This window comes from Pseudomonas sp. GW821-FHT01E10, assembly GCF_059422365.1.
The window spans coordinates 1-13068 of record NZ_JBWKWT010000030.1; the positions used below are offsets into that span (position 1 = coordinate 1).

At 59.4% G+C, this 13068-nt stretch carries 11 protein-coding genes and 2 pseudogenes; 4 read left to right on the forward strand and 9 right to left on the reverse strand.

Annotated elements, in window-relative coordinates; genetic code table 11:
- Window positions 1–177: 177 nt before the first annotated feature.
- From AC07V0_RS28370 to AC07V0_RS28400, 7 genes and pseudogenes are all read right to left on the reverse strand, one after another.
- Window positions 178–2586 carry a glucose/quinate/shikimate family membrane-bound PQQ-dependent dehydrogenase gene (locus AC07V0_RS28370; protein ID WP_495020112.1) on the reverse strand — a complete coding sequence of 803 codons (2409 nt, stop codon included), beginning with the start codon at window positions 2584–2586 and terminating at the stop codon, window positions 178–180.
- 150 nt (window positions 2587–2736) lie between these two features.
- Window positions 2737–4113, reverse strand: a complete 1377-nt coding sequence (locus AC07V0_RS28375) for a carbohydrate porin (protein WP_495020113.1) — start codon at window positions 4111–4113, stop codon at window positions 2737–2739.
- Between the two features lie 242 nt (window positions 4114–4355).
- Complete coding sequence (gene glyA / locus AC07V0_RS28380) at window positions 4356–5594, reverse strand: serine hydroxymethyltransferase (RefSeq protein WP_018926660.1); 1239 nt, start codon at window positions 5592–5594, stop codon at window positions 4356–4358.
- Between the two features lie 13 nt (window positions 5595–5607).
- Window positions 5608–5814, reverse strand: a pseudogene (locus AC07V0_RS28385) (threonine synthase); the annotation flags it as partial.
- Between the two features lie 12 nt (window positions 5815–5826).
- The gene (locus AC07V0_RS28390) at window positions 5827–6189 is read right to left on the reverse strand and encodes a DUF6124 family protein (RefSeq protein ID WP_086946068.1); all 363 of its coding nucleotides are present in this window, start codon (window positions 6187–6189) and stop codon (window positions 5827–5829) included.
- 30 nt (window positions 6190–6219) lie between these two features.
- A pseudogene (locus AC07V0_RS28395) lies at window positions 6220–6493 on the reverse strand (FAD-dependent oxidoreductase); the annotation flags it as partial.
- Window positions 6490–7695 carry a benzoate/H(+) symporter BenE family transporter gene (locus AC07V0_RS28400; protein ID WP_086946069.1) on the reverse strand — a complete coding sequence of 402 codons (1206 nt, stop codon included), beginning with the start codon at window positions 7693–7695 and terminating at the stop codon, window positions 6490–6492. The pseudogene AC07V0_RS28395 and the gene AC07V0_RS28400, both read right to left, overlap by 4 nt.
- A gap of 348 nt (window positions 7696–8043) precedes the next feature.
- Here AC07V0_RS28400 and AC07V0_RS28405 point away from each other — a divergent pair, with 348 nt between their 5' ends.
- From AC07V0_RS28405 to AC07V0_RS28415, 3 genes are all read left to right on the forward strand, one after another.
- On the forward strand, window positions 8044–9432 hold the full coding sequence (locus tag AC07V0_RS28405) for an aminotransferase-like domain-containing protein (protein ID WP_086946070.1): 1389 nt from the start codon (window positions 8044–8046) through the stop codon (window positions 9430–9432).
- Between the two features lie 160 nt (window positions 9433–9592).
- The gene (locus AC07V0_RS28410; RefSeq protein ID WP_018926655.1) at window positions 9593–9823 is read left to right on the forward strand and encodes a VF530 family protein; all 231 of its coding nucleotides are present in this window, start codon (window positions 9593–9595) and stop codon (window positions 9821–9823) included.
- Between the two features lie 2 nt (window positions 9824–9825).
- Window positions 9826–10470, forward strand: a complete 645-nt coding sequence (locus tag AC07V0_RS28415; RefSeq protein WP_495020114.1) for a Pr6Pr family membrane protein — start codon at window positions 9826–9828, stop codon at window positions 10468–10470.
- A gap of 175 nt (window positions 10471–10645) precedes the next feature.
- On the opposite strand, the gene AC07V0_RS28420 is transcribed toward AC07V0_RS28415, so the two are convergent.
- The gene (locus AC07V0_RS28420; protein WP_086946072.1) at window positions 10646–11437 is read right to left on the reverse strand and encodes a siderophore-interacting protein; all 792 of its coding nucleotides are present in this window, start codon (window positions 11435–11437) and stop codon (window positions 10646–10648) included.
- Window positions 11434–12015 carry a PadR family transcriptional regulator gene (locus AC07V0_RS28425; protein WP_064616276.1) on the reverse strand — a complete coding sequence of 194 codons (582 nt, stop codon included), beginning with the start codon at window positions 12013–12015 and terminating at the stop codon, window positions 11434–11436. The genes AC07V0_RS28420 and AC07V0_RS28425 overlap by 4 nt, the downstream gene beginning before the upstream one ends.
- Before the next feature lie 517 nt (window positions 12016–12532).
- On the opposite strand from AC07V0_RS28425, the gene AC07V0_RS28430 reads away from it, so the two are divergent.
- Complete coding sequence (locus AC07V0_RS28430) at window positions 12533–13021, forward strand: CS1 type fimbrial major subunit (protein WP_018926651.1); 489 nt, start codon at window positions 12533–12535, stop codon at window positions 13019–13021.
- Window positions 13022–13068: the final 47 nt, after the last annotated feature.

A 13068-nucleotide genomic window follows, 5' to 3' on the forward strand; every position in this document is an offset into this window, starting at 1 on the left:
CCCCCCCCCCCCCCCCCCCCCCCCCCCCCCCCCCCCCCCCCCCCCCCCCCCCCCCCCCCCCCCCCCCCCCCCCCCCCGCTCCTACAGGGATTTTGGGGATGGCGGGGATTGCAGCGCCCACAAAAAAAGGCGACGCCCCTCACAGGGCGTCGCCTTTGTTTTAACTGCCGCTACCGCTTATTCCGACAGTTTGTACGCAATCACATAGTCACCTTGCTTGGTGCCCAGCGAGCCGTGACCACCCGCAACAACGAGCACGTATTGCTTGCCGTCCTTGCCGGTGTAGGTCATCGGTGTGGTTTGCGCGCCGGCTGGCAGGCGGCCTTCCCACAGCTGCTTGCCGTTTTTCACGTCGTAGGCGCGCAGGTACTGGTCGAGGGTGCCGCTCAGGAAGGCCACGCCACCGGCAGTGGTGAAGGTCCCGCCCAGGCTCGGTACGCCCATGCTCAGAGGGATCGGAACCGGCGAGCTGTCGCGCACGGTGCCGTTCTTGTGCTTCCAGATGGTTTTGTGGGTGGTCAGGTCGACCGCCGCCACGTAACCCCACGCCGGTGCCTGGCACGGCAGGCCCATTGGCGACAGCAGGGCTTCGAGGATCACGCCGTATGGCGCGCCTTTGTTGGGCTGTACGCCTTGGGTTTCGCTGACGCGAGGGCCTTGTTTGGCGATTTCGGCGGCCGGGATCAGTTTCGATTTGAACGCCATGTAGCTCGGGTTCACGAAAGCAATCTGACGCACCGGGTCAACCGACATGCCGCCCCAGTCGAACACGCCGAAGTTACCCGGATAAACGATCGAGCCTTGCAGCGACGGCGGCGTGAACATGCCGTCGTAACGCAGGGATTTGAAGTCGATCCGGCACAGCATCTGATCGAACGGGGTCACGCCCCACATGTCGCGTTCCTTGAGGGTCGGCGGCACGAAGTTCAGGTCGGACATCGGTTGGGTCGGCGAAGTGTGGTCGCCTTCCACCGCGCCTTGCGGCACCGGGATTTCATTGATTGGCACGATCGGTTGGCCGTTGCTGCGGTCCAGCACGTAAATGCTGCCTTGCTTGGTGGACGCAAGCACCGCCTGCTTCACACCGTCTGCGGTTTTCAGGTCCATCAGGGTTGGCTGGCCACCGACGTCCATGTCCCACAGGTCATGGTGAGTGAACTGGAAGTGCCAGCGCACTTTGCCGGTGGCGATGTCCAGCGCGGTCAGGCCGGCGGAGTGCAGTTCCGATTCAGGGGTACGCGCGCCACCGAACTGATCCGGGGTCTGGTTGCCCATCGGCAGGTACAGCATGCCGAGTTTTTCGTCGACGGCGAACATGGACCACATGTTCGGTGAGTTGCGGGTGTAGACCTTGCCTTCGGCAATCGGCGTGGTGTCGTCCGGATTGCCGCTGTCCCAGTTCCACACCAGTTTGCCGGTGTGCACGTCGAACGCGCGGATGACGCCGCTTGGCTCGTCGGTGGAAACGTTGTCGGTGACGTGGCCGCCAATCACCACCAGGTCTTTGGTGACCGCCGGTGGCGAAGTGGAGTAGTAACCACCAGGGGTGAAGCTGCCGATGTTGGCGGTCAGGTCGACCTGGCCACCGCTACCGAAGTCTTCGCACATCTTGCCGGTGTCGGCGTTCAGGGCGATCAGGCGGGTGTCGGCGGTCGGCAGGAAGATCCGGCGCGGGCAGACGCTGGTCACTGGCGCGTTGGCAGTGCCGGTCGGGCTCTGCTCGGACGCGTAGGCGGCATCATCGTGATAGGTCACGCCACGGCAGGTCATGTGCGCCCAACCCTTGAAGTTCGCCGCGTTCTGCGTGGAGAGCTTCGGATCGAAACGCCAGATTTCCTTGCCGGTGTCCGGGTCCAGTGCGATCACCTGGCTGTGCGGCGTGCAGACATAGAGCATGCCGTTGGCTTTGAGCGGGGTGTTTTCGGCGGTGGTTTCGCCCGGGTCGTTCGGGCCAGGCAAGTCACCGGTGCGGAAAGTCCAGGCGGGAACCAGTTTGCTGACGTTCTGCGGGGTGATTTGCGCCAGTGGCGAGTAGCGATCGCCATGGGCACTGCGGCCGTAGGAGTTCCAGTCGCCATCCGGCATGGCCGGGGCGGTGTTGCTCATGCCAGGCACGGCGTCACGGTCCAGTTGGCCTTTGATTTCACCGGGGTTGGTGAACAGGCTGGCCAGCGCGGCGATACCGGCGATGACCACGGCAGCACTCAGCACACCGGTGCCGACCGGGTTGAAGTCGCCGCGACGCAACGGGCGACGAAACCATGGCAGCAGCATGACGATGCCGAGGGTAAAGAGCAGCGCCAGACGCGGCACCAGTTGCCACCAGTCCAGACCGACTTCCCACAGTGCCCAGACGGTACTGGCGAACAGCACCATAGCGTACACGCTCAGCGCCGCATAACGGTCGGCCAGCAGCAGCCCACCGGCCACCATCAGGCCGATACCGGCCAGCAGGTAATACAGCGAGCCGCCGAGCATGCTCAGCTTGATCCCCCCGGCCAGCAAGGCCAGGCCCATTAGTAGAAGCAGAATGCCGAGCAGGGTCGGCAATAAACGGCTTCGACTCAAAGCACCATCAGTGCTCATAGTGTGGTTCTCCGTGACGTTTTAAGTAGTCCCGCGCAAGTTCACTGTAGATGACGATCTGGCGCGGGCATGGTTCATCGAAAAAGTGTTTGGTTGATGCGGTCCTGATGGGAGCAGGCTTGCCAGTTCCCACAGGTTTTATGCGTTTGATCAGAACGATGACTGGATCTTGATCCCGCCAATCAGCGCGTCGTCGACCTTGTCCACGCCACCGGGATGGCGGATGTATTGCAGGTTCGGGCGCACGGTCAGCCAGTTGGTGACGTGCACGCCGTAATAGAGCTCGCTGCTGTATTCGGTGTCTTGCGGGGGCAGGAACGACGGATCGTCGAAGTCGAAGGCGGCGCGGGCCTGGTTGGTGGCCTCGGCGTTTTTGCGGTAGGCCGGGTTGACGTGGACACGGGCCAGCGCGAAGCCGATATCGTCTTTGGCGCGGGCATCGAACAGGCCTTTGTAGACGACACCGGCCTGGACATAGTTGTCGATGGCGTTGGTCTTCTTGTCGTGCATCGTGGCGTTGGCGAACACACTCAGGCCGCGTGAATTGTCGCTGGCGCGGCTGGTCAGTTGCTGCTGAATACCGAGCCATACGCCATGTTTGCTCGATGCACTGCGGTAAGCCTCGCCGCTCAGGGCGGCCGGCTGGCCATTGCCGTCCTTATAAACGTCGCTGGCCTTGGCGCTGCTGTAGTAGTAACCGGCGCGGTATTCACCCGGCAGGCCGTTGAGCTTCGGGGTCCAGACCAGTTCTACCGGCAGGATTGCGCCCTGAGTGCCGCTGCCGCTGAGCTTGAAACCGTTGCCGCGATCCAGATTGGACGGGTTTTGCTCGTAAGCCCCGACTTGTGCGTAAAGCTCGGGCGTCAGGTGATATTTGACGCGCATGGCCCACTGGCTGACGGGCCAGTTGTACCAGATGCCACCGACCCAGTTACCGACCTGGGAGCCGCAGAACGCCAGGTTCTGGAAGTCGCAGGGGAAGCTGTTGAAGTCTTCACCCTCGCCGAAGCGGCCGACCTTGATGTCGAGCTTCTGGTCGAAGAATTTCTGCTGATACCACATCTGCGTCAGGCGCCAGGTCTGGCCACGGCCCCAGACTTCTTGCGCCGAGGTGAAACCGCCGACACGCGGGTCGTTGATCCGGTCGTTGCTGATGTTGTTGCCATTGCGTTCGGTGATGGTCAGCTGAAATTCAGCGTCGTCCCAACCCAGAATCTTCTGCAAGTCCAGGTGAGTGCCCAAGGCAAACTGATCGCTGTAGCGCGCGGTACGGTCATGGTCGTAGCCGCCGTGCAAATTGCTGCCCATTTCACCGGTGTAATCGACTTTGAAGTCGTAGCCTTTTTCCGAAAGTTCGGTGCGAGTGCCGTTCCAGTCACCCAGCATCCATGGCGAGTCGCTATCGAAAGCTGGCGCGGCCTGGGTGCAAGTGGCAAGGCCCAGTGCGGTGAACCCGCTGATCAGGGCTTTTCGGCTGGACACGGCGGGAGAGACAGCGCTGTCTCGCGGAGTTTGAAAATAAGGCATAGAGAAGGAATTCTTGATCTTTTTCTAAAGGGGATGCGCTGAACGCAGCAGGAATGCAGCAGGGGAGAAGCGTTTCAGCAGGACGGGCGTAAGGATAATGTTCTGTAACACATTGAGAAAGGGCTTTTACTGACATGGATCATTTCGGATTTGGTAACAGTCGGCTGCGACCGGTCGCCGCAGTGCCAGGTGGCGCAAAAAAAGGCGGACTGAATAGTCCGCCTCGCCATGTTTCAGGGCCGTTAATTCAACAGATAGACCGGGAAACATTCACACAAATGCATCACCCGTCGACGGACATTGTCCAGCAGTGCCGCATTGGTCGGTTGCTCAAGCAGGTCGGCAATCAGGTTGGCCACTTCGGCGCATTCGGCTTCACCGAAGCCCCGCGTGGTCAGGGCGGGTGTACCAATGCGGATGCCGCTGGTGATCGCAGGTTTTTGCGGATCGTCGGGGATCGCGTTCTTGTTCAAGGTGATGTGGGCGCTCTCGAGCAACGCCTCGGCATCTTTTCCGGTGATGTTCTTCGCGCGCAGATCGAGCAGGAACATGTGGCAGTCGGTGCCCCCTGACACCACCCGCAGGCCGCGTCGAGTAAGGATATTCGCCATGGTCCTGGCGTTGTCGATGACGCGTTGCTGATAGTGCTTGAACTCATCGCCGAGGGCTTCGTTGAGCGCTACGGCCTTGGCGGCGATGACGTGCATCAGAGGTCCGCCCTGATAGACCGGGAATATCGTCTTGTCGAGCAACGCCGCATGTTCGCGTTTGGCCAGGATCAGACCGCCCCGTGGGCCGCGCAGCGTTTTATGAGTGGTCGAGGTGACGAAGTCGGCAATGCCGACCGGCGAGGGGTACAGGCCGGCTGCGATGAGTCCGGCGTAGTGCGCCATGTCGACCATCAGGTACGCCCCGATTTCATCGCAGATGTTGCGAAAACGCTGGAAGTCGATGGTCCTTGAATACGCCGAGGCACCGGCAATGATCATTTTCGGTCGGTGTTCCCGGGCCAGGGCTTCCATCTCGGCGTAGTCGAGGGTTTCGCTGTGTTTTTCCAGGCCGTAAGAATAGGCGGTGTAGAACTTGCCGGAGAAGTTTACCGAGGCACCATGGGTCAAGTGGCCGCCATCGGCCAGGGACATTCCCAGAATCGTGTCGCCAGGGTTGAGCACGGCGAGAAACACGGCCTGGTTGGCCTGGGAGCCGGAGTGCGGCTGGACGTTGGCATATTCGCTACCAAACAGTTTGCAGGCACGTTCGATGGCGAGGCTTTCAATCTCGTCGACCACTTTACAGCCACCGTAATAGCGCTTGCCTGGGTAGCCTTCGGCGTACTTGTTGGTCAGCACCGAACCTTGGGCTTCCAGCACTTCTTCGCTGACGTAGTTTTCCGAGGCGATCAACTCCAGGTGGGTTTCCTGGCGGTTGCGTTCGCGGCCGATCAGGCGAGCGAGGGTGGGGTCTAGATTCTGCAGGCTCATGGAGGGCATTCCTTTAAATGAGTGCTTCAGCCAAGGGGGCTGGCGCGTGACGCGGCAACACCCGTGACTGGCTTTTGCTGGTATCGGAAAGAAAAATGGACGTGTCTTTCAGACCGCTGCCGGTGATCAGCACCACGGCGGTTTGCGGCGTGTCGGGGTGTTCTTCGGCGTACTTGAGCAGACCGGCGAAGGCGCTGGCTGCCCCGGCTTCGGGGAAAATGTGCAACATTGATTACTCAGATGACTCGACGTTATCCAATGCCTGATTCACCGCCAGTTCCCCCAGCATGACCACTTGCGCGATGCCCAGCAGGGTTTTGCGGTGTGTCCCTTCCAGCAGCGCTGCAAAATCATTGAGCATGACCGTGGCCGAGCCTAATGACTCGCAGGCGTTGGCCAGCAAGGATTCGGTGTTGTATGCCGGGTTGGCGAGGAACATGCGTTCGGGTTCGTTGGCCGTGGTCATGATTTCAGCGGCCGGTTTGAGGTCGTGGTCGAGGGCGGGCTCGACGGCAGCGTGGAGTTTTTTTGAATCGAGTGATTCGTAGGGGGATGCCGGGTCTGTGACCGGCGAATTAGGTGTAAGTTTGAACATCTGCTGTATTCCTAAGTTGAGTGCCAACCCTTTTGCTGGAATTGATGCCGGTGGTGCGGTTGTACCAGCCATGGGTTTCGCAGGCGTCGAGGCATTGTTCGAGCGCTTCGTCGTAAGTCAGCGAGCGGATCTGCTGGTTGCCGTAGCTTTTCATGGAGATTGCCGCCGAACGCCCGGTGGTGTGATAGGCCAGTTGTTGTTCGCGTTCAAGCAGGCACACGCTGCCGTGAGCCGCCAGTTCATAGGCGGCGGATACTCCGGCAATCCCGCCGCCGACCACGATGAAGTCGTAACGAGCGGTCATGGTCGGCTGCCCTCGACGACGGTGCCGGCTTTGCTTTCCCGGGTGTAGGTCAGTACGAAATGTGCCACGAGCCCGAAGATCAGCCCCCAGAATGCAGCGGCCAGCCCCAGGAAGCTCATGCCCGAGGCGGTGACCAGGAAGGTGATCAGCGCCGCTTCACGTTGTTTCTCGTCAGCCATGGCTCCGGTCAGCCCGGCGCTGATCGCCCCGAACAGGGCCAGGCCGGCGAGGGAGGCGATCAGCTCTTTGGGCAAGGCAGAAAACACCGAAGCGAGGGTCGCGCCGAAGATGCCCATCAGAATGTAGAACACCCCGCAGGCGATCCCGGCGATGTAGCGCTTGTCGCGATCCTCATGGGCTTCGCGGCCGGTGCAGATAGCGGCGGTGATGGCCGCCAGGTTTAAGCCATGGGAGCCGAATGGCGCCATCAAAATCGAGCCGATGGCCGTGACCGAAATGATCGAACGCGCCGGGGTGTTGTAGCCCGAGGTGCGCAACACCGCCATGCCCGGCACGTACTGCCCGGTCAGGGTGACGAGGGCCAGCGGCAGGCCGATATTGATGATCGCGTGCCAGCTCCACTGCGGGGCAATGAAGATCGGGTGAGCGACATCGACGGTGATCGAACCTGTGTTGAGTCCACCGAACGAGGCGGCCACGGCGCAGCCGACAATCAATACCGACAGGATGGCGTAGCGCGGTGAGAAGCGTTTGAAGATCAGGTACGCCGCGATCATTGACAGCACCATGCTCGGCTGCAGCTTGATCGAGGTGAACAGTTCGGCGCCGAAACGAAACAGGATGCCGGCGAGCATGGCGGCGGCGATGGCTTTGGGCAGGCGATTCATCAGTTTGTCGAACGCACCGGACAAGCCGACCACCGCGATAATCACCGAAGCCACCACATAGGCGCCGATGGCCTCAGGCAGGGAGACCGTGGGCAGCATCGACACCAGCAACGCCGCACCCGGTGTCGACCAAGCCGTAATCACCGGAATCCGCAAACGCCAGCTCAATAACAGACCGGTAATGCCGCTGCCGATGGATATGGCCCAGATCCAGGACGACACTTGATCATTGGGCAGATGCGCCTCCCGGGCCGCCTGAAACACGATGATCAGCGGGCCGGCATACGAAATGATCACGGCGATGAAGCCTGCAATGACCGCTGACAGGGATAGATCCTTTCTGAGAGTGTCCATGATGTCTCGACTTGGCGTGGCGGGCACGCGGTGATTCAGAATTGAGATTGAGTCGATTGCTTCGATTCGAGATGAGTGTATTTGAATGAATTGAGTTGATTCAATAGGTGGGTGAGTTGTTACGAGATGCTTTTTGGTTATTAAGGTGTATTTGTCAGGTTTTTTTTAAATAACTAATTGATTTGTAAATATATTTATTGGTTTGAAAATATTTTGCGTGAAAGATGCTTTTCGATTCGTTCGCCGAATCAATCGACTCAATTTATTGATTGAGTCCATTTATTAGTTGCCTGACCACCCTGTGATATGCTCGGATATTCATCATTTCTACGATGGTAGCGGTCATTCATGTGGGTTCCTCAGCTAAGCGAATTCAACCAGCCGATGTATTTGTCGATTGCCGATGCGTTGGCGCGCGATATCAGCAACGGCGTGTTGAACGAAGGTGATCGTCTGCCGACCCTGCGGGAGCTGGCCACCACGCTGAATGTCACGCCCGGTACCATCAGCCGTGCCTATAGCGAAGCCCATCGGCGGCGTCTGGTGCAGGGGGAAGTAGGGCGGGGCACTTATGTGCTCAACCAGAAACAGTTGGAACTGCCGGCCAGCAACAGTGCCGTTTCGCTGAATCTTGGGCAGTCTGAGTTATTGGACCTTTCGATCATCAAGCCTTACAGCGAAACCCTGGAATACTGGTTGCGCGGAGCCTTGGTGGGCATGGCCAAAAGCACGGATTTTGCCGATGCCCTCGATTACGCACCCGATGGCGGTCATCCGGCTCATCGCGAGGCGGGCGCGCAATGGCTGCGCCATTCGTTGCCCGATGCACAATGGCAGCAAGTGGTGATCACCGCCGGCGCCCAGCATGGTTTGATGGTCGCGATGAGTGCGTTGACCAACGCCGGTGATCTGGTGCTCTGCGAGGAGCTCTGCTACCCCGGCATCATTTCCCTTGCCCATGGACTCGAACGACGCCTGCGTGGCGTACCAATGGACGATGAAGGGATCATTCCCGAAGCTCTGCGCGAACTGTGCCTGCGTGAGAAACCGGCGATGCTGGTCTGCGTGGCGACGTGCCAGAACCCAACGGCGGCGATCATGTCGCAAAAACGTCGGGCACAAATCGCGGCGTTGGCCGAGGAGTTCGACTTCATTATCCTGGACGATGACATCTACGGTTTTCTGGCCACCGACCCGTCGATCAAGCCGCTGTCGGCGTTTGCCCCGGATCGTTCGGTGTACCTGACCAGTCTGTCGAAGTCGATCATGCCGGCCTTGCGGATTGGCTATCTCTACAGCCCGCCGAAACTGCTGTCGCGCCTGACCTCCATGGTGCGCAGCAGCGTCTGGATGCCGTCGCCATTGACCGCTCAGTTGGCCAGCAACGTGATCACCGAGGGGCTGGATAAAAAGCTGATCCGTATTCAGCGCAACGAAGCCGCCGGGCGGCAGGCGATCGCTCAGGAAATCTTCGCCAATTTCGAACTCAAGACCCAGCCGTATGCCTACCACGTCTGGTTGACGTTGCCCGAGCCCTGGACCAGCGACGAATTCACCATGCTGGCCCGTGCCAACGGTGTTCTGGTCCTCAGCGGCACCCAGTTCCAGGCCGAGCGTAACGGCATTACGCGCTGCGTGCGACTGGTGTTGATGTCGCCCACCAGCCAGGACGAATTGCGGTTTGCCCTGACCAAGCTGGCCAGCCTGATCGATTCGGATCCGCGTCGTTATTACTGAGCCGGGCGCTATCTCCTGACGTTTGTCCCTCGGATGATGGCCAACTCACCTACAGTTAATTCAGTCTCTGACGAATGCCTCTGTCCGGAGCCCTTCCACCGGACGAAAGCCTCCGTTAAGGTGCGCGGCTTCCCATCCTTTCATCGTTCGAAGGCCCGGCATGACCGAACACAACCCTGATCCCCTGCACGGCGTGACGCTGGAGCAAATCCTCAACGCCCTGGTTGCGCACTACGAATGGTCTGGGCTGGCCGAGCGTATCGATATCCGCTGCTTCAAGAGCGACCCAAGCATCAAGTCGAGCCTGACCTTTTTGCGCAAAACTCCGTGGGCGCGGGAGAAGGTCGAGCGTCTGTACGTGAAACTGATGCGCACCAAGCGCCCGGTCTGAGCATGGTCATACCCTCGACCGCGAGGCGTCGTTGTGTGGTCGTGGCGGCGATTCTGGGCTGGGCGGGCTTGAGCATTCAGATGTACCTGATTCTCTATGCCCGCTGGAGTATCGCGGCCAGTCTGCTGGGTGGGCTGGTGAGTTTTTTCAGCTTTTTCACCGTGCTGACCAACACGCTGGTGGCGGTGGTGCTGACCTGCGAACTGACGTCCCGCGAGTCAGCGGCGCGACGCTGGTTTTTGCAGCCGTGGGTGAGCAGTGCCATTGCGGTGAGTATCGCGGTGGTCGGCGTGGCGTACAGCCTGTTGTTGCGCCATTTATGGCATCCCGAAGGCTGGCAATGGCTGGCCGATGAGTTGATGCATGACGTCATGCCGTTGCTGTTCCTGGTGTATTGGTGGTTCTGTGTACCCAAGGGGACGTTGCGGCTGCGGCACATTGCCTTGTGGGTAATCTATCCGCTGGTGTACTTCGGCTATACGTTGTGGCGCGGGCATCTGCTGGCGGTTTATCCCTACCCGTTCATTGATGTCGACAAGCTGGGTTATCCACAGGTGTTCGTGAATGCCGGAGGATTGTTGGCGGGGTTTGTGCTGATTTCACTGCTGGTGATCGGGTTGGATCGGTGGCGCACGGATCGCAAGTGAACACTGACTGTGGCGAGGGAGCTTTTGTGGCGAGGGGGCTTGCCCCCGTTCGGCTGCAAAGCAGTCGCAAAATCAGCAAATATGCTGTGCCGGTTAAAACTCCGTTGCAGGTTTTAGCGCCGCTGCGCGACGCAACGGGGGCAAGCCCCCTCGCCACAGAAAGCATGCACAGCGTTTATTCCTCGTCGCTGTCTTCCAGCCGCCAGTAGCCGACAGCCTTCACAAACTGCTCGTCCAGCCCGTGCTCATCGAGCAATGCCCGGCGGATCTGCCGCGACACTTTGGTTTCGGTCGCCACCCACGCATACAGATTGCCAGCGGGCACTTTGATCTGTTGCACGGTGGTCAGCAGGTTGTTTTTGCCTCCTTCGCGCAGCACCCAGATCACATCGACCTGCGCGGCGCTTTCCAGGCGTTGTTGTTCGGCGCCGTTTTCCACTTCCACGATCACCAGTGCGCGTCGATTGGCCGCCAGGCCTTCGAGGCGGCGGGCGATGGCGGGCAGGGCGGTTTCGTCGCCGATCAGCAGGTAGCTGTCGAAGATGTCCGGCACGATCATCGAGCCACGCGGCCCGCCGATGTGCAGGAACTGGCCGGGTTTGGCCTGCTCGGCCCAGGTCGAGGCAGGGCCGTCGCCGTGCAGCACGAAGTCGATGTCCAGTTCCAGCGTGTCCAGGTCGTAACGACGGGGCGTGTAGTCGCGCATTGCGGGCATCGGCCCGTTGTCCTTGCCGGCGCCGAGTACCAGGGTTTCCAGCGCTGCCTGTTCCGCTGCGTTTTGCGGGAACAACAGTTTGACGTGGTCATCCGTGCCGAGGCTGACGAAGCCTGCGAGTTCCGGGCCGCCCAGGGTGATCCTGCGCATGCGCGGCGTCAGGTCGACCACCCGCAGCACTTGCAGGCGACGGCGTTTGATCTCGTGGCTGACACGGTGAATGGTTTGGGATGGCACGATAACGTCGGTCATTCGACTTTCTCCGAAACGGGTTGAACGGTGGGGCCGTCGACGATGGCTTTGGCCGTGTTGTTGAGCAGGTCGCGCACCCGCAGGATTTCTTCCGGGCTCCAGCGACCATGGTGCATTTGCAAGGCATGACGCAGGTTGTGCACCGCTTCATGGATCTCGGCCGGGCGGTCCTGGCCGCGCAATGAGCGCTTGCTGACTTCGATGCGCATGCGCACACCGTCCAGGGCAATCGCTTGCTCGCTTAATGACAGACGTCCGGCGTCGGTGATGCTGTAGCGTTTTTTGCCACCCTCGGCGTCGCCCAGGATCAATTCGCTTTCTTCAAGGAAGGTCAGGGTCGGGTAGATCACGCCAGGGCTGGGGCTGTAGGCGCCGTCGAACATGCTTTCGATCTGGCGGATCAGGTCATAGCCGTGGCACGGCTGCTCGGCGATCAGCGCCAGCAGCAGCAATTTCAGGTCGCCAGGGGCGAATACGCGTGGGCCGCGACCGCCGCGCTCGCGGCCGGGACCCGGGCGTTTCTCGAAGCCGTCGCGGCCGTCGCCGTGTTCGCGGTGGGGGGAATGATGGTCTCTCATTTTTGCTTTCTCTCGTCGTGTTTAGATACAACTTAAGATATATCTTTAGGCTGGCGCAAGCGTTCTTGACCAACGGTCGAGACTGGAGGGCTTGGGGAAAGGCGCGAGTGGGGAGCGCACGGGAGTGACGAGGATGCTACGAAGGTTTGATTTTTAGAGTAATTGAACTAATTATGAAGTTCTTCCGTTTAGTGCTGGTCTATTCGTGTGCGAACAGTAGTATTGGTCTTACGGAAGTTTAAATCAGTTCTTGTCTGTGTGTTTTTTCATTTAAAACTGTGTGTAGTATTTCTCTGAGGGCAAAACAATAAAGTTACTGTTTCTTTAACTTTTTTCCTGCTGTTCGAGAGCCGTTGTTACTACATGTTCTTCGGAAGTTACGTACTTACTTTCTCAAGCGATTGGTCGATCATTCTCCGGCGTCGAAAGTTAAGCCAAAACGCCATGCTTCGTGCCGGGTGTTGGCTTGTTGTGACTTTCCACGGTCCGATCCTTTGAAAAAGACAGGTACTCAACAATGTTCAAGAAGTTTGCAATCGCCGTTCCGATGACCCTGCTGGCCCTGAGCTCTTCGGTAGCGTTCGCTGCGGAAGAATCGCGCACCTCCATCAACATCAGCGCCACCATTCCAAGCAAGGTATTCCATGCTCAGCCGCGGGACCCGAACTTCGGTAAAGATGAAAAAATGGCCTACGTACTGGGGGCCGGTACGCTGACTCCAATCCGTGCGACTTATGATGTACAACACACCAACGGTTCGGTCGGCGCCTACGTCGAAGGCGGCCCACAGCCATTGTCCAACGGCATCAACACCATCGCATTGAGTTACATGTTCAATGGCACAACCCTGACCGGCGTGTCGCAGGAAGTGGTCGGTGACTCCGAGTCCAACGGCGGCATGCAAGCTGACCTGGTGATTGCCGCTGCCAAACCAACCGACACCCAGAATGGCCTGTACACCGCCAATCCAGTGGTGATCTTCGATGCCATTCCTCGCATTCCGTAATACCGTTATTAACTAAGGTTCATCCTTAATTCATAACACTTACCGAT